Source organism: Herbaspirillum sp. YR522 (genome assembly GCF_000282575.1).
Lineage (GTDB): Bacteria > Pseudomonadota > Gammaproteobacteria > Burkholderiales > Burkholderiaceae_D > Herbaspirillum.
In genome coordinates, this window is record NZ_AKJA01000017.1 from 127,361 (window position 1) to 143,212 (window position 15,852).

The window sequence follows — 15,852 nt, forward strand, 5'->3', positions numbered from 1 at the left end:
GATTTTCAGTTTAGGTTAATGCACATCTTCCGGTTGCTCGTCCAGCGTCTCGAACAGTGCGATCTGCAATCGCGAATGCAACTTGACCAGCTTGCTCCACAGCAGCCACAACAGCCCGGCCGCGCCGGCCAGCACGAAGGCCAGCAGGTTCAGCGGCGGCAGGATACTGGCGCTGAGCACGAAGATCAGCAGCATGATGCCGACGATCGACATGATCGGCACGATCTCCGAGATGATACGCCGCACGCCGGAAGTATAAGCCCCCGCGAACTCCGGCTTGACGCCGACCTCGGCCAGCAGCATCGACAGCGCCTGCAGCTTGCGGTACGTGGCGATCAGGAACGGCAGCGACAGCAGCAGCGCGCACCCCCAGATGATGGCCTTTTGCACGTCGGCATCCGGGGTCCAGGCCGACAGTTGCTTGCTCAGGCCGTCGACAAAGAACGCCCCGGCCAGGAACACCGCGATCACCAGCGCGATGTTGACCATCACCTGCAACAGGATGCGCCGGATGATCTTGGTCAATTCGGCGCGGTCGCCCTGCGGCTGCAGGCTGGCCAGCCAGTTCGAATACATGCCCAGCAGGCTCGACACCTTGCTCGGCACCATCTTGACCGCCCGCGCCGAGAGCGGATCGGCGGCCTTGATCAGGTACGGCGTGAGCAAGGCGGTGATGGCCGATACCGCCACCACGATCGGATACAGGAATTCGCTGGTGACCTTCAGGCTCACGCCCAGTGCGGCAATGATGAACGAGAACTCGCCGATCTGCGCCAGGCCCATGCCCACGCGCATGGGCGTGCGCCCGCTTTCGCCGGCCACGAAGGTACCCAGGCCGCAACTGATCAGCTTGCCGAACACCACCGCCAGCACGATGATGGTGATCGGCTGCCAGTATTGCACCAGCACATTGGGGTCGAACAACAGCCCGATGGCCACGAAGAAGATCGCCGAGAACATGTCGCGGATAGGCTCGACCAGGCGTTCGATGCGATGCAGCTGGCGCGACTCGGCCATCACCGCGCCCACCAGGAACGCGCCCAGCGCCACGCTGTACTGCAACTTCATGACCAGCAGGCAGAACCCGAACAGCACGCCCAGCACCGCCACCAGCAGCATCTCGTTGCTCTTGAAGCGCGAAATGAACCCGAGCAGGCGCGGCACCGCGAGGATCCCCACCACCAGCGAGACGATCATGAACAGCACCAGCTTGCCCACGGTGGTGAAGACATCGCCCGAGTTGACCGAGCCGCTGGTGGCAATGCCCGACAGCAGCGCGATCATGCCGATGGCCAGGATATCCTCGACGATCAGGATGCCGAAGATGATCTGGGCGAACTTCTCGTTCTTCATGCCCAGCTCGTGCAGGGCCTTGACGATGATGGTGGTGGACGACACGGCCAGCATGGCGCCCAGGAAGATCGCGTCCATCCGCTTCCAGCCGAAGTACAGGCCGATCTCATAACCGATCCAGATCATCACCAGGATCTCGGCGGCGGCGGCGATGACAGCCGTGGCGCCCACCTTGGCCAGCTTCTTGAGGCTGAACTCGAGACCCAGCGAGAACAGCAGGAAGATCACCCCCAGCTCGGAGAGGATGTGCACGGTCTTTTCATCCTGGATCAGGTCGTAGGGCGGCGTATGCGGGCCGATGATCACGCCGGCCACGATATAGCCCAGCACCACCGGCTGCTTGAGCTTGTTGAAGACCACCGTGACGATACCGGCAATGGCCATGATGATCGCCATGTCCTGGATGAATAATTCGACTTCGTGCATCCGCGCTGTTTCCTTTCGGGTAAGGGGTGAAGATTGTTCGATCCGGCCATGCGCCATTTTGCAGCGCCATTGCACCACGACATGCCCGGCCTGCGCAGGCGCTACCACCCGCCAGCGGTGCGCCGCCGGCAAGACGGCTGTTGCGCCGCACAATGGGATGATCCGGGAAAGTCTGACTGATGCCGGCGTGGCCGCCGGTGCTGCCGATCTGTGTAGGCTCGTGCCGCTTTGGTTCGTTTCGTGTAGCCGCAATGACAATAAGGCCGCGCCCGGCGTCATCCGGATGATCCGAAAATAACACAATTGGCGACCGCGCCGCAACGCGAAATCCCGCGCAGGCACGAAAACTGCTAATCAACCGCCAGCGAGCCGGGCGATCGCGTCAAGCGGTCACAGCGGCACGCGGACCTGCACCTCGGCGGCTTTCTCGTCGAAGGCGATGCGGGTGGTGAACTTGGCGCGCTTCATCGGGAAGCGCGACTGGAAATGCCGCACATTGCCCGAGCCCGAGATGACGCGGCGGACGAATTGGTAATAGGCATCCATGTCGATGACGTGGACCGCCAGGAAGTAATCGTATTCGCCCGAGACGAAGTAACACTGCATGACCTCGGCCTCCTTGGCCATGCGCTGTTCGAAGTCCTGCATGTGCTGGTCGGACTGGTTGTTGAGCGAGATCTCGAGGAAGGCCAGCATGCCGTAGCCCAACGCGAACGGGTCGACCATGGCCACTTCGGCGCTGATGATGCCGGCTTCGCGCAGGTCGCGGATGCGGCGCAGGCAGGTGGGCTGGGAGATATGCAGCTTTTCGGCCAGTACGCGGGTCGATATCTGGTTGTCTTTCTGCAGCATGTTGAGCAGTTTGCGATCAACCTTGTCGAGCGTGTGATGTTTGGCGGCCATGGTCAAAAGAGGGGGTGAAATTTTTCGACGAAGCCGCTAAAAAAAACTTGGCGAAGCCGATTCTTATGTTGTACCGTCTGCATTATTCAGAAAGTCGGGGACGAAAGCAAAGCGGTAGGCCCAGCCGCCCGAAGCGCATCTGGATAAGGCTGGCGTAGTGAGACAAAACATTAAAAGTGGTCAATTCAATCTACAGAGGAATTTTATGAAACTCAAGAGCGCAATTATTCCATTAACCGCTGCCATCGGACTGGCCTTCGCAGGCTCCGCGTTTTCGCAGGAAGTGGTTAAGATTGCCCACGTCGGCCCGCTCTCCGGCCCCAATGCCCACATGGGCAAGGATAACGAAAACGGCGCCCGCATGGCCGTCGACGAATTGAACGCCAAGGGTTTCACCATCGGTGGCAAGAAGGTCAAGTTCGAACTGATCGGCGAAGATGACGCTTCCGATCCGAAGCAAGCCACCGCCGTGGCCACCAAGCTGGTCGACCAGAAGGTATCGGCCGTGATCGGCCACCTCAACTCCGGCACCACGATCCCTGCCTCCAAGATCTACAGCGATGCCGGCATTCCGCAGGTCTCGCCTTCGGCAACCAATCCCAAGTACACCCAGCAAGGCTTCAAGACCGCCTTCCGCGTGGTGGCCAACGATGCGCAACTGGGCGCGGTGCTGGGCAAGTACGCCGTGCAGAAGCTGGGCACCAAGCAGATCGCCGTGATCGATGACCGCACCGCCTATGGACAAGGCGTGGCTGAAGAATTTGCCAAGGGCGCGCAAGCGGCCGGCGGCAAGATCGTCGGCAAGCAGTTCACCAACGACAAGGCGACCGACTTCAACGCCATCCTGACCTCGATCAAGTCCAAGAAGCCTGAAGTGGTGTTCTTCGGCGGCATGGATGCGGTAGGCGGCCCGATGCTGCGCCAGATGAAGCAACTGGGCATCACTGCCAAGTTCATGGGCGGCGACGGTATCTGTACCGGTTCGCTGCCGGGCCTGGCCGGTGACGGCCTGGGCGAAGACCAGGTGGTCTGCGCCGAAGCCGGTGGTGTGGATGAGTCCGGCAAGAAGGGCATGGATGATTTCCGCGCCGAGTACAAGAAGAAGTTCGGCATCGACGTGGTCTACAACGCCGCCTACGCCTACGACGCCACCATGACCGTGGCTGACGCCATGGCCAAGGCCGGTTCGGCAGACCCGAAGAAGTACCTGTCTTCGCTGGCCAAAATCAGCCACAAGGGCGTGACCGGCACGATCGCCTTTGACGCCAAGGGCGACATCAAGGACGGTTCGCTGACCCTGTACACGTACAAGGGCGGTCAACGCACGCTGCTGGCCGTGACCAAGTAAAGGCATGCCATGGACCGCGCCAGCCAGTGGCCAGTGGCGGGCGCGTTCCGACATCGCCCCGACGAGCGCGCTTGTCGGTGAAGCAAAAGAAAACGCCCGATGATTACTCATCGGGCGTTTTGCATGGGGCCTGTCCAGGACAGGTTACTACTGGCTGGTTTTCTTGCGGATGAAGCCGGCTTCGATGCCTCGTCTCCATCCGACTGTATCTTGGATGCCGCTCTAACAGAGGGGATTCTGGTCATTGCATGGCCTGTGCCGCATTGCCACCGCACCGCCTGGCCAACCTCGACATTGCCTGCGTAGCCAGTCAGCGCGTCAATGCCTTCTCCAGTGCCGCCTTGTTCATTGCCGAACGTCCAGGCAAGTTACGAAAGCGCGCCTCTGCGTACAACTGCGCGTACGTCCTGCCGGCCGCTCCCTTATGGGAACGCAGACCACCGCGCCTTGACGAAGACATATCCTCCAGCGAAGCCTTGCTGGCCTTCTTGGCCTCTCCGTTGCGCGCACGCTCCTTGTTGACGGTACGGGCAGCGATTTCCTCGGCCTGCTTCTTGCTGCCGGTACGCTTGAGCACGCCAGCCTTGACGTGCTCGAACTGACGCTCTCGCTTGTTGCTCCAGGCTGCCTGCGGCATGATTGCCTCCGCTTGACTGGTGGTCGGAAACAACATATTAGGCGCTGATGCCGGAGGGCACTATCCGACAGTGACTGATGTTGATGTAGGAGCGATGTGCGCGGCCTGCCGGCAAACGCCTACACATGGTGCCATGGCCATTAGAAACGCCGGCGTGGGTAATCCACCTCGAAATCACGCTCCATCGACTCCAGCACCTCGCGATAGGCCTGGTGGAAGACGATGCCGGCCCAGGCAATACCGAGCACGCTTTCGCCGGCCGCGCCCGGCGGATGCGGCAAGAACTCCATGCCGCCTTCATACTGGGGGTGCGCCTGCAGGCGACGATTCATCTCGACGATATAACTATCTTCACTCAGCTTTTTCCTGGTCATCGCTAACTCCTGCGCGGGTGGGCCTGGCCGGTCTTATTCGTCGATACCGTTCTGGGCTTCGATCTCTTCCTCGATCAGGGTCTTGACGGCTCCCACCACCTCCGGCTCGCCAAAGCCGGCCCGCTGGAAACTGCCGGCCAGATGGCCCTTGGGCAAGTCATCCCGGGTGATGTCTGCATTCCAGTTGATGGTATCGCCCAGGGTGAACCTGGCGACATAAGTATATTTCTCACCACCCACCTCGCGGATGTAGTCGGCACTGAAGCTCCTGAATTGTTCGGCGTTGTGCGGCATGTCTGCTCCGTTTCTTATTGAATAAGCACGCTCTCTAAATTGTTATTAAATTAACATTTCTGCGTCATAGGTCAGATAAGACCGTAAGGCTTCCACTAAATTCAATGCCGTACGGAAACTATTACAAAATAGCTGGTGGCGCGGCCGCATCAAAACCTTTGAATGCCGAGCTGGTCCAATGCTCAACATCAAATCGACCGAAAGCCGCCACCACCATGAAAAAAATGATGCATGCCTTCGGCATCGTGCATTGCGTGATCGCCATCCTGTTTGCCCTGGGCGCCATTGCCCTCATTGCCATTGCGGCCCGCATGGGCTTCATGGCGCTGACCGAAGGATTGGGTCTGCTCCAGGCGCAAGAGCTCATCGAGGCCATCGGCATCCTTGCAGCGGCCGTCGTGGCGTTCCAGATTGCCGAGACCATCACCGAAGAAGAAGTCGTGCGCGACGCCAACATCAGCGCGCCTACCCGGGTGCGCCGCTTCCTGTCGCGCTTCTTCGTGGTCGTCATCGTCGCCCTGGCCATCGAAGGACTGGTCGCGACGTTTCGCGCGGTACACGAAGACCTTGAGCAACTGTTATATGCGGCAGCCCTCCTGGCTGGCACTGGCGTGCTGCTGACCGGATGGGGCTTGTTCGTGCACCTGAATCGTTCGGCCGAAGAACTGGAACCCGACGCCATGGCCGAAGCCAAGCGCGAAGACAAGAAGATCGACTAGGCGCCCTGCCCTGCCGCAGCGGCCGCGATCATGCCGCCGGCATGGCGAATTCGAACACGGTCTGCTGGTCGGTGGAGCGCACGTCGAGGCGTGCGCCGTGTGAGCGGGCGATTTCGGCCACGATGAACAGGCCCAGCCCCAGGCCGCGATGACGGTCGTCGCCGTTGCCACGCCAGAACGGCTTGAATAGCTGGTCCAGCTTATCGGCGGCGATAGCCGGCCCGCCATTGGATACTGCCAGGCGGAACTCACCGTCATGCCAGCCAGACTCAACCGTCACCGGCAAGCCGGCATCGCCATGGGTCAGCGCATTCTTGAGCAGGTTGGACAGCACCTGCTCGATACGGCGTGGTTCGCAGCGCAAGGCGCCGGGGTTGTTGACATCGAGCCTGATGACGCTTTGCGGGTATGCCATGCGCAACTCACCGACCACCTGTTCGAAGCGTTGCGGCAAGTCGGTGCACAGTTCGATGGTGACGTGCATGCCGCTGCCCATGCGCCCACGGGCGAAATCGCTGACATCCTCCATCAGGGCATCGATCCGATCGGCGCTGCGGCGTATGCGCCGGACGATCGCGCGGGCGCTCTCCGGCAGTTCTTGCCGCAGCAGTGCCGAGGTGCCCAATACGATGGCAGTGAGGGGATTACGAACATCGTGCCCGAGGATCGCCACGAACTGCTCGCGCAGCTCGGCCGATTCACGTTCTCCCAGCAGCGCATTGCGAGCGGCCAACAGCTCCGCCTCGCTATGCAGCTGGCGCGAAATCAGCTCGGCAAACAAGTTGAGCGTGGCAGTGATACCCGAGGCGGACAATTGCAAGGGCCGGGGATCGAGCCCGCACAGCGTGCCGAAGTATTCGCCATCCGGCCGAAACAGCGGCACTGAAAAATAACTCTGGAACCCGTAGATACGGGGCGTATGGTGATCGCGATACTGCGCATCCTCGGCCACGTGATCGATCACGATTGCCGCCTGCGTATCCCTTACCTGCTCGCACAGGGTGGTGGTGACATCGAGCTGGTCGCCGATCTTGAGTCCGAACGACAACTTGTCGAGCACGGCGCAGGTAGTCCACGAATTTGCGGTGACCCGCGCCACACATACGAAACCCAGCCCGGTCATGGAAGCGACCGCCTCAAGAATGGTGGGTACGGCACTGATCTCCTGGATATTGCGGATATCGAGGCTGACGTCAGGAACGGGAATGGATGGCATGGAATCTAGGGCTGGCTCAACAACGACTATCGTAGCACCCCGCCGCGTTTTTCACCGGGAATCGCCCTACCCAGGTCGGACGCCATGCATGCTTTCATCCAGGCTTGACGCGGCTCACCTGTAGCAATAACAGGATCTCGGTATGCTCTTCATCGCCCTGTTGCGCATCCAGCCACCGCAGCAAGAACCCGAAGCCGCGCCGATTGGCCTGATGCCGGTTGCGTTGAAGCCCACCGATCATGATCAACTCGCCATCATCGACAGCACCGCCAGGCCAGCGGCGCCGACGCTCGACACCAAAACCGCCTTGGCCGCCTTCGATAGCTGGCAGCGGCGGACGCCGGAAGGTCTAACTGTTGGCGAGGCGCCGGGCAGGTCGGTCTTCATTTGTCGGCACTCCTTGTTTGCTTGGCCAGGACGGGAGGCGTCGTAAGCTAACAGAAGGTGCGGCGTCCGAACCCCGCTGAGGATTCTTTGGGAGGGTTATTGGTTGGTATCGAATTTATTGAATACCGCACCAGCTACTTCGGACGCTTCGCATCAATGCTGTCTCGAGTCCGCCGAAGTGCCGGCGACCTGCGGCAAGGTGGGCCCTAGGGGCGATGGTTGATCTTCGAACAATTTCTTCAACATTTCTCACGGATTGGCGGTTTCATGGAACCCCGACGCTACGATGCGTAACGTTCAATCACCGGGGGAAAAAATGAAAACTCTACTCTTGCCTTTGCTGTTTCTATTGTTTGTGGGAGCTGTCCTCGCTGTCATGGCGGCAGCGAAAAAGAAGGCCGGCCTGAAAAGTGTTCCGACCAAAACGGACAGTCCCGCCAAAAAGCCGCCTCTAACCAACCGCGAGCAGGCGATGTACTTCAGGCTAGACGAAGTATTAAAGGGGCATATCGTGTTGGCACAGGTAGCCTTCTCTGCCCTGCTGAAAACAAAAACACAAGCCGGCAGAAACAGATTCGACAGGAAGGTGGCCGATTTTGTAATCCTCAATAAAGCATTCGAGGTAATTGCAGTGATCGAATTGGACGATGCGAGCCACAAGGGCCGGGAGAGAAAAGACGCCCAACGGCAGACGCTGCTCACGGATGCCGGATATCGCGTGGTCAGATACAGCCAGATACCGGACTCGGCGACGTTGCAAAAGGACTTCGGCATAACCGCTCGCGTCGCCCCCAGTACCTTGATGCAGATGCAGCCGATGACATAAAACCACGCTTGCCAAGCGCATTGTGATATCGCGCGTTCCAGGCAATTCAGACTAAGGAACGGATTTGTTGATCCGGGTGGACATACTCAGAACAAGGCCAGGCAGGCTTATCTGTAAATTGCATATTGCTATTAATTATCAACAATTGATAGGTAAAAACTTAAACATGTGATCTGTAAATATGGCTGCCAAGGTTGGGAGCGTGCCTTAAAAACTTGATCGCTGTAAGAAAACGGAACGACGACAAAACTAAGGCATCGCCTGAAAGATCGCAGAGGAAGCGGGCGTGCCATCAAGTGAACCACTTACAACTCTTGCTCTGGAAGAAGAAAAAAGAAAGCGCTATAATTCCGCTCCTTCAGCTGATGTAGCTCAGTTGGTAGAGCAACTGATTCGTAATCAGTAGGTCGGAGGTTCGATTCCTCTCATCAGCACCAGTACCGGAGCGGCTTGCAGCGATGCAGGCCGCTTTTTACTTTATGCGCTGGGGCCAATTTGGGGCCAATTGGAATGAGTGAGGGGACCTATTTCCCGCCCGCTTACCATGATGATGCATTGGTCTGCTCTCCTATGAGTGCATACGTATGCACTAAGAAGTTACGCCAAAACATACGCCGTAGTGGTGGCGGAGTATCGGATAGCAACTTGGAATACACTGATTCATAGCTCAGCGATGAAACCATCTATTTTGCTCGGAGCGCCCGAAAGGGAAGAACGGCGCCGAATTACAGTCCGCACCAGGCGCCCCTATCCCATCTTCCTTTACAAATACCGACCGCAGATAGACAAATGGGTAGAAAAGACCCTGCTTGACTCAGAGATTTTTTTGTCATCGCGTTCGCAGTTCAACGATCCCATGGATATCGTATATCAGGTTACTCCTGCCGCGACCGACGAAATTCGATGGAAACGATACGCAGAACTCGTCAAATCCCAAGGCGGTACATATGAAGACCTACGGACATTATGGCGCGCTGCGGGCACCCCGGATTCCGAGATCGCAAGCCAGCGCAGAGTTCTTGACCAGATCATAGATACCACCGGCATCCACTCCTTATCAGAGACAGCGCGGAGTATGCTGATGTGGTCACACTATGCCGACGATCACAAGGGCATCTGTCTTCAGTTTTATTTACCCGCCGGGTTCGAGGCCGTACAGGGACTCTTTCCTGTGGAATATGGTGATGAGATGAAGACGTTGGAATATCGAAATCCAGAAACTAATCATCTAGCACCTTTTAAATTCAAATCTCAAGAGTGGAAGTACGAACAGGAATGGCGCATCCTTAGACCGATGCAAGCGAAGACCTCGTTAAGTCTTCCTCACGCTATGCTCAAAGGAATTATTTTCGGAAGCCGCTGCCCACTTTCGGTAAAGCAGCACGCGGTGAAAATTAACGAGCAGCGCATTGAAAAGGGAATGCATCCGTTGTACATGATGCAAACACAGCTTTCGCAGCACTACTACCATATAGGAATTTCATCGATTGACTCGACGCTACCGGCTGGTTGGCGTGGGCGCCGTACAACGCGAAGTCCTCTCGGATTTCGCGAATAAACGCCGCTAGGGACGCTGCAATTTACTGGCGTATCCTTTCTCCGCCGGCCACGCTTTCATCAGTTCAGCTGGATAGAGATTCAGCGTCGATCTACCACCTCAGGTGGCTGCCTTAAACCCGTCATTTTAAAAATATGAAGCACGGAGCACCTCAGGCAGCACGCGCGGCCGACGAGCTCATGGGCTCCGCGTAGCTTTGGCTATCTGGCCAGCCGCATCGAGAATCAGCTTAGCCTCGCTAATCCCCAGGGACAGCGCCTGCTCCGGCCCCTTGCAGATTTTCCAAGCAGGTCTAGCTTGGATCTGGTCATCGACGCTAATTCGCCAGAGCCACCCGTCGGCAAACAGGGGTTGGACGGTCTCGACCCTGACATCGTGATTTTGATATGAAAACCGCTCTTCCATCCGTCCTCCTTTTTATTCCGACGCTACAATGGGTCAAATAGGAATTTTTCGATAGATTTACGAAGGATATCGATGAAAGATGAGCTCAACAGCGCTCTCATGCTTATTCAGGAGCAAGGACATCAGATCGCGCAGCTTGCCCAGATGATCGAGTGGAATGTCGCGGTCCGAGAAGCGCACGATACCCTCATCCAAAGTTTGATGCCTCTTGTGAAAGACAATCCCGAGTTCAAGCGCACCCTGGAGATGTCCTATCAAGCTCGTCTCGGGTACCACCTTCGACAAGATGTCAGTAATTCATTTATCCAGAATTACTCGGCATGCGTCAACGCTCTGCTCCCAAAGAGTCTTCGCTTTGACGAAGTCACACCTCAGATGCCAACCGGCAAAAAATAGTGCGGGTATCCAGCAGGGCGTGTCGCACGCCCTGCTGTCACCGCGTTGGCCCGTCGGGCTCTATGCCCCTCCCTCCCCGCATGTATTCGATAGCGCTTCGTTCTTGCAGTGCAAAAGAACAGCCCCCGGTCCCTAATGCGCTTGGGGGGAAGACCGAGGGCTTGATGCTCCGATGACCTTGGAGCGAAAGGGCCGGTAAAACTTGGGGGGCCGGCAAGTTCAATATAGCAGAGGTTTAACTGACGTCAAGGATGGGAAAGCGACTTTGAAATTTTCGTAAGTCGTGTGTTGCGCATTTCACTCATTTTTCGCACATGGCATGCCTTTTCGGATCTCAAGGAATTGCCATTTACTCACGATCATCGATCAAAGTCCTGCGGGCGCCGGATCTTAGGTACTCCGATCGTCTCCTGGCGGCGCGCTTCTACCCAATATGCCTTTCGCTTCAGAATTGGCGGCTCCCTGTCCAATATGGCGCGAAGCTCGTTGAGCTTGGCCACTGACCTGTCACCATAGGCGGAGCCCACCAACGAAAGCACCTGATTTGTGGTGAGCAGCACCCAGTGCAGCCGCGAAATTTCGCGCAGCAAGGCCAGCGACTCTTTGTCACCATTGGCCATCGCGCGATCACGCGCGGCCGTTAAGTACTCCATCGACAATGGCTTCCAACTGCACCGCCCCGTCATTTCACCCTCACCAAATACTGTATTTATATACAGTATTCATATCGGGGCATTTTTGGAAGGGTCTTTGTGGTGCCGGCACGCAACCATAAAAAGAAAAAATCCCTCGACTCACATGACGAGAATCATGGAATCGAGGGATAGGAATATTGCCGCATTACTATTTCTTGCCAGTGGGTTTCCAGCCACATAAGCGCGCGCCGGTAACGTTGTGAGCGAGGATCGCATCGGCGGTGCCATCCGTCAGAACGTCGGCCTTGCTCACGTAGATGGGCTTGGCCCAGGCGCAACCGTTGTCGACGATGACCGGGGAAGCGTCGGGCTTAGTCCCGGCTCCAGTTGTCGCGCAACTTACCAGCAGAATCGCCAGCGGGAGCGACAGCAATAGTGCTTTCGACATCAGTTCTCTCCTTGGCGGCGGCCGCGCCCGACTGGGCAGCGGCGGCCTGTTTTTCAGCATCCTGCTTCTTCACCTCGGCGACCTCCTGCTTGGCCTGTGCCTTGGTTTTTTCCGCGCTCTGCTTGAAGATGATCGCCAGGACGGCGCCGCCGGCGGCCAGTAGGTATGGCCATACCTTGAGGATGAGATCGATCATGGCGCCGGCCTTATCTCGATTGTGATGGGCTCCCTGGTCGCCTGCAGCTTGGCGAATAGCCGGTCAAATGCCACCCTGCTCTGGCCTAACCAGCCCGCCGAGGGCGAATCACCGACCAAGATGCAGCCGTCGGTGTCGGCCGCCTTGTTGCCGGTGTGGATCCGGATCCCCTCGAAGCCTGGCACGTTGAGCAGCAGCGGCAGCAAGCGCTTGAAGCGCGGCGACATGGTCACCACCACCTGATAGGTGCCCGCCGGAATGGCGGTCTGGCCGTACACCTTGACGCCGGGCCGGCGGACGAAGTCCTCCAGCGTGAAGCACTCGAACCTGCCATCGACGAAGAGCTGGCCAGGCGTGCTGTCTTTTTCACCCGCGCCGCGCTGAAGAAGTAATTTCAAGATTCGCACTCCTTTTCGGGCTGCTTGAGATACGCGGCACCGCAGACGCACACCAGGATCACACCGGCCACGATTTGCGCTATCCACGCCGGCACCGCGCCAACCAGGCCAGCGGTCGTCAGTGCAGCCCAGCCTGCCATCGCCGCCGCGCCGACCTTTGCCAAGCGCACGCTCCATCGCCGATGAATGGCGTCCTTGTCTTCCACAAATTGAAATTTCATTTTGACCACCTCCCTAGTTCCGGCCGCTTGCTGGCGCTGCTGTCGCGCAAGTAGCGCAGGATCTCTTTGACGTCGCCGGCCACGCCGGTGACCTGCTCTTGCACGGTTCGAACCTGCTCTTTCGCATCTACGCGCTGTTGCTGCTGCTCGCGCTCGATACGTGCCATGCGCTCGTCCTGGGCGACCTCACGGTTTTCCAGCTTGCTGATACGCTCGACTGTGTCGAGCCAGTTTTTCGAACCGCTCAACAGGCAGCCGGCCAGAAAGATGGCAATCCCCTGAGCGCTCAGGATCGTGTCCCACCAGCGGCGACGGCGCCCTTCCTCGATGTCTTCCGACATTCATCCCCCAATAAAAAAAGCCCGCTCTTGGCGGGCAAACACGATTAAGGCTGGGCTGGGATCTCGCGCAGTTCCCAGCCCCCATCGGCCCAGAAAGGCCAACGGCCGTCGACACGCTGTGGAGGGGCGATTCGAGTAGAGCTGATTGGCTCGATAAAAACGCTAGGTTCAAGCGGGCTTTCCTGCGCCTCATATGGGTAGAGAAAAGCTCCGTTTGCTTCATCGAAAATATAGACCGTGATATAGCGAGTCATAGTCAACCCCAATTATTGAAAAATGATGCTTTTGCGAATTCGCATACCCGCTGCCAAGTTCGCCGACCCACCGATGCTCGCCGTCGTGGGAGCAATATTCAGATTGGCGGTTGCGCCACCGGCGGTGACTGTATATAGCCCCGGCTGGTCCACCCAGAAGCCGTTACCCGATGCAGAACCGTGTACGTGTGAGATTACCTGACCGACGGTAGATGTCCCGACGTTGCCGTTCGCATGCAAGCCAGCGTAGTCAGGCGGGAAGTATGGCAACCCGAAGGTGGTGGAACCGTCGCCCGCCCCCCAAGTCGTCCCGATGGCGGCGAACAGCGCGGCATATGTCGTGCGCGAAACGTTGGTCGGAGAGATCGGGCACCACATTCGGTTAGCTGGCAATATGTTGCCGGCCACGTCCACGATATCTCCCGGCTGCAGCACTGAACCCCGCGCGTATCGCGCGTCGGCCGTGGCTTGGCTAATCTTGTCGCCCAGGCGCTCGGAAATGATCGGTGCGCCCACATACGGGTTGATCTGGCCAGAGTTGATCGTGGTCTGCCCGTTGGCCACGGTGACGACATACAGGCCGACATAGCCGGCATCCGGGGCCGGGGTCGCCTGGCTGCCGGTCGCGGCGGCCGCTCCGGCCTTGGCCACGACCGTTACCAGGCCTTGCCGCATTGTCGACTGGGCAGCGCCGGAGTTACCGGGGCCGGAATACGCGGTAGCCGAGTTCGATGCGTTGTAATACGGCAGGACCACATTGCCGCTATCGGTGTCCGCATAGGCCGCCTGCACCAGATAGTTGATGCTCTGGCCGACCGTGGCCGGCGCAGGGCAGGCGAGGTTCTTGGCGTCCAACATGATGCCCTGCTTCACGATCTGGTGAGCTGTGTCAGCCGCAAGCGAGCTATAGGCGCCATTGTCGATGTTCTGCAGCGAGTAGATCTCTCCGGGCCCGACCGACACGTTCAGGGACGCCGGGCCAGTCGGTACGACAGCAAGACCGTTGACCAACGTCGATGCGCCAAGTACGGCAGCCGCCAATTTCGACAGCGCGATCATCGCGTTTTTGTTCGACTGCAGCAGGTCTGTTTCCAGGGGAATCTGCCCCGGGTAGATGATTACGCGGTCCATGGTGCTCCAATGAAAAAGGCCCTGTAGTTAGGGGCCTTGTGAGGTTAAATTTTCTACGACTTGATAACGGTCCAGACGGTCGTGCCCTCGCACTTCACCGAGTCGATTGCGGCATAGATCTCGGCATCCGTCACGGCGCCTTGCACCATGGCCAGCGAGGCATATTCGCCCCTCGACGGCGCGCCATACCCGGCCGGCGTGGAGCCGTAGCCCGCCACATACGGAATGCCACTGGTAGCCGGGCGGAACGCCACGACGAACGCCTGGGCCGGAAGAAGGACCGACCCATAGGCGCCGGCCGCGCCATATCCGGAGTTTGGCGCGCGATAGGCGCCGGTGTCCTCTGGCCGTTGCGGCTCATAGATGATTGGCGCCCGTCCGGTCAGGTCGGTCAGTACTTTCACGACCGCCTGCCGGGTGCCCCGCTCCCGGAACAGGTTGATCACGATCGCATTCAGGAAACTCGCATCGCTCTGCCCTGCCTTTCGAATCACCGATGTGCCGAGGAAGTCGGCCGCGATCATGTCAAGCCACCCGTCGGTCGCCGTCTTGATTCGGGTCTGCAACTGCGCGTAGGTGTAGAGCGAATAGATGAATGCCCATACTGCCGCGAACCCCGCAAACAGCGCATCGAGGATCGGCGTCTCGTCGGTGAACCAATTCGGCAGCGCCTGTTTCAGGCGCCGCACCAGGTCGTCGTTATCTCCGGTTGCCATCAGGACACCACCACCGAAGACGCCTTGGCGATCTGCTTGGCATTCGGCACCAGATCGGCGGTGGTGCCATTCAGCTGCACGCCTGTCACATTGGTAATGCCCGGCGATGCCCCATAGGCCAGCGACGACAAGATCGAATACGGCAGCATGCCGCCCAGCGGCAGCGCATTGATGTAGTTCTGGATCGCCACCTGGGCGAGCGCACGCGTGGCGACTGGATCGTAGCCGGCCGCGATGGTCGTCGTCATGGTGACCGCAGCATTCAGCACTACAGGCCCGAACACGCCGAAGCGGATGGTGAAACCGCGGTACGCGTCGACCGCGTTGGCAATGGTGTTGAGGAAGTCTGCAGACGGCGAGCCGGTACCGTCGTCCACGATGATGCAGAAATAGCCATTGTCGACCGCGCCGTTGTACTGCTGGTTCTCGATCAGCTTGTAGGAGATGCCAGTACGAACCGAGGTGATGGCGAACCCGATGGCCGCCGCCGTCGCACGCGCCAGCGACGCCAGGTACAGGACAAAACGCACGCGCAGTGCCGCGTCGGTCTCGGCGTCGGTACCGTTAATGAACGCCGCGGCATTCGTCACCGTGTCAATGTAGCTGATCGCCTGTGAGATCGATGTGACCTGGCCAATCGCGGCATTACCGGCGGCGCCGGCAGCGGCCG

The 15,852-nt window shown here is 58.7% G+C and carries 20 protein-coding genes and 1 tRNA gene; 7 read left to right on the plus strand and 14 right to left on the minus strand.

Features of this window, described 5'->3' with window-relative positions:
• Positions 1-15: 15 nt before the first annotated feature.
• Positions 16-1,779 (minus strand): cation:proton antiporter, encoded by a 1,764-nt coding sequence (locus tag PMI40_RS03815; protein ID WP_008112275.1) that lies wholly within the window; start codon positions 1,777-1,779, stop codon positions 16-18.
• A 390-nt stretch (positions 1,780-2,169) separates the two neighbouring features.
• Entirely contained in the window at positions 2,170-2,682 is a 513-nt protein-coding gene (locus tag PMI40_RS03820; RefSeq protein ID WP_008112276.1) for an Lrp/AsnC family transcriptional regulator, read from the minus strand.
• Positions 2,683-2,887: 205 nt separating this feature from the next.
• Between PMI40_RS03820 and PMI40_RS03825 the strand changes: the two genes are divergently transcribed.
• Positions 2,888-4,030, plus strand: a complete 1,143-nt coding sequence (locus PMI40_RS03825; protein ID WP_008112279.1) for a branched-chain amino acid ABC transporter substrate-binding protein — start codon at positions 2,888-2,890, stop codon at positions 4,028-4,030.
• A 310-nt stretch (positions 4,031-4,340) separates the two neighbouring features.
• Here the strand turns inward: PMI40_RS03825 and PMI40_RS03830 are convergent, their stop codons facing one another.
• The 3 genes from PMI40_RS03830 to PMI40_RS03840 form a co-directional block, all read right to left on the minus strand.
• Positions 4,341-4,667, minus strand: coding sequence for a hypothetical protein (locus PMI40_RS03830; RefSeq protein ID WP_008112281.1), 327 nt, complete (start codon positions 4,665-4,667; stop codon positions 4,341-4,343).
• Positions 4,668-4,807: 140 nt separating this feature from the next.
• A complete protein-coding gene (locus PMI40_RS03835) occupies positions 4,808-5,041 on the minus strand; it encodes a hypothetical protein (protein ID WP_008112283.1) in 234 nt (77 codons plus the stop codon).
• A gap of 33 nt (positions 5,042-5,074) precedes the next feature.
• Positions 5,075-5,335: a hypothetical protein gene (locus tag PMI40_RS03840; protein ID WP_008112285.1), complete on the minus strand. Its 261-nt coding sequence runs from the start codon at positions 5,333-5,335 to the stop codon at positions 5,075-5,077.
• A 215-nt stretch (positions 5,336-5,550) separates the two neighbouring features.
• On the opposite strand from PMI40_RS03840, the gene PMI40_RS03845 reads away from it, so the two are divergent.
• On the plus strand, positions 5,551-6,054 hold the full coding sequence (locus PMI40_RS03845) for a hypothetical protein (RefSeq protein ID WP_008112286.1): 504 nt from the start codon (positions 5,551-5,553) through the stop codon (positions 6,052-6,054).
• A 28-nt stretch (positions 6,055-6,082) separates the two neighbouring features.
• Here the strand turns inward: PMI40_RS03845 and PMI40_RS03850 are convergent, their stop codons facing one another.
• On the minus strand, positions 6,083-7,270 hold the full coding sequence (locus PMI40_RS03850) for a sensor histidine kinase KdpD (protein WP_008112289.1): 1,188 nt from the start codon (positions 7,268-7,270) through the stop codon (positions 6,083-6,085).
• Between the two features lie 142 nt (positions 7,271-7,412).
• On the opposite strand from PMI40_RS03850, the gene PMI40_RS03855 reads away from it, so the two are divergent.
• The 5 genes from PMI40_RS03855 to PMI40_RS03880 all read left to right on the plus strand — a co-directional run bounded on the left by PMI40_RS03855 (position 7,413) and on the right by PMI40_RS03880 (position 10,842).
• Positions 7,413-7,703, plus strand: a complete 291-nt coding sequence (locus PMI40_RS03855) for a hypothetical protein (RefSeq protein ID WP_040501623.1) — start codon at positions 7,413-7,415, stop codon at positions 7,701-7,703.
• Between the two features lie 270 nt (positions 7,704-7,973).
• Entirely contained in the window at positions 7,974-8,483 is a 510-nt protein-coding gene (locus tag PMI40_RS03860) for a DUF2726 domain-containing protein (protein ID WP_040501624.1), read from the plus strand.
• 361 nt (positions 8,484-8,844) lie between these two features.
• Positions 8,845-8,920: transfer RNA gene (locus tag PMI40_RS03865), tRNA-Thr, on the plus strand.
• 236 nt (positions 8,921-9,156) lie between these two features.
• Positions 9,157-10,041, plus strand: coding sequence for a DUF2971 domain-containing protein (locus PMI40_RS03870; RefSeq protein ID WP_008112300.1), 885 nt, complete (start codon positions 9,157-9,159; stop codon positions 10,039-10,041).
• Positions 10,042-10,518: 477 nt separating this feature from the next.
• Positions 10,519-10,842, plus strand: a complete 324-nt coding sequence (locus PMI40_RS03880) for a hypothetical protein (protein WP_008112304.1) — start codon at positions 10,519-10,521, stop codon at positions 10,840-10,842.
• 359 nt (positions 10,843-11,201) lie between these two features.
• On the opposite strand, the gene PMI40_RS03885 is transcribed toward PMI40_RS03880, so the two are convergent.
• The 8 genes from PMI40_RS03885 to PMI40_RS03930 all read right to left on the minus strand — a co-directional run.
• Positions 11,202-11,495, minus strand: a complete 294-nt coding sequence (locus tag PMI40_RS03885; RefSeq protein WP_040501626.1) for a hypothetical protein — start codon at positions 11,493-11,495, stop codon at positions 11,202-11,204.
• A gap of 353 nt (positions 11,496-11,848) precedes the next feature.
• On the minus strand, positions 11,849-12,121 hold the full coding sequence (locus PMI40_RS23680) for a hypothetical protein (protein WP_008112309.1): 273 nt from the start codon (positions 12,119-12,121) through the stop codon (positions 11,849-11,851).
• The gene (locus PMI40_RS03900; protein WP_008112311.1) at positions 12,118-12,519 is read right to left on the minus strand and encodes a DUF5675 family protein; all 402 of its coding nucleotides are present in this window, start codon (positions 12,517-12,519) and stop codon (positions 12,118-12,120) included. Before PMI40_RS03900 ends, PMI40_RS23680 begins: the two co-directional genes overlap by 4 nt.
• Positions 12,516-12,749, minus strand: a complete 234-nt coding sequence (locus tag PMI40_RS03905; protein ID WP_157221435.1) for a hypothetical protein — start codon at positions 12,747-12,749, stop codon at positions 12,516-12,518. The genes PMI40_RS03900 and PMI40_RS03905 overlap by 4 nt, the downstream gene beginning before the upstream one ends.
• Positions 12,737-13,081 (minus strand): hypothetical protein, encoded by a 345-nt coding sequence (locus tag PMI40_RS03910; protein ID WP_008112316.1) that lies wholly within the window; start codon positions 13,079-13,081, stop codon positions 12,737-12,739. The genes PMI40_RS03905 and PMI40_RS03910 overlap by 13 nt, the downstream gene beginning before the upstream one ends.
• Before the next feature lie 266 nt (positions 13,082-13,347).
• Positions 13,348-14,466 (minus strand): tail fiber protein, encoded by a 1,119-nt coding sequence (locus tag PMI40_RS24340; protein ID WP_008112318.1) that lies wholly within the window; start codon positions 14,464-14,466, stop codon positions 13,348-13,350.
• 53 nt (positions 14,467-14,519) lie between these two features.
• Entirely contained in the window at positions 14,520-15,182 is a 663-nt protein-coding gene (locus PMI40_RS03925) for a hypothetical protein (RefSeq protein ID WP_008112320.1), read from the minus strand.
• Positions 15,182-15,852: baseplate J/gp47 family protein (locus tag PMI40_RS03930; protein WP_008112322.1), on the minus strand; the 671-nt coding region annotated here is incomplete at its 5' end. The genes PMI40_RS03925 and PMI40_RS03930, both read right to left, overlap by 1 nt.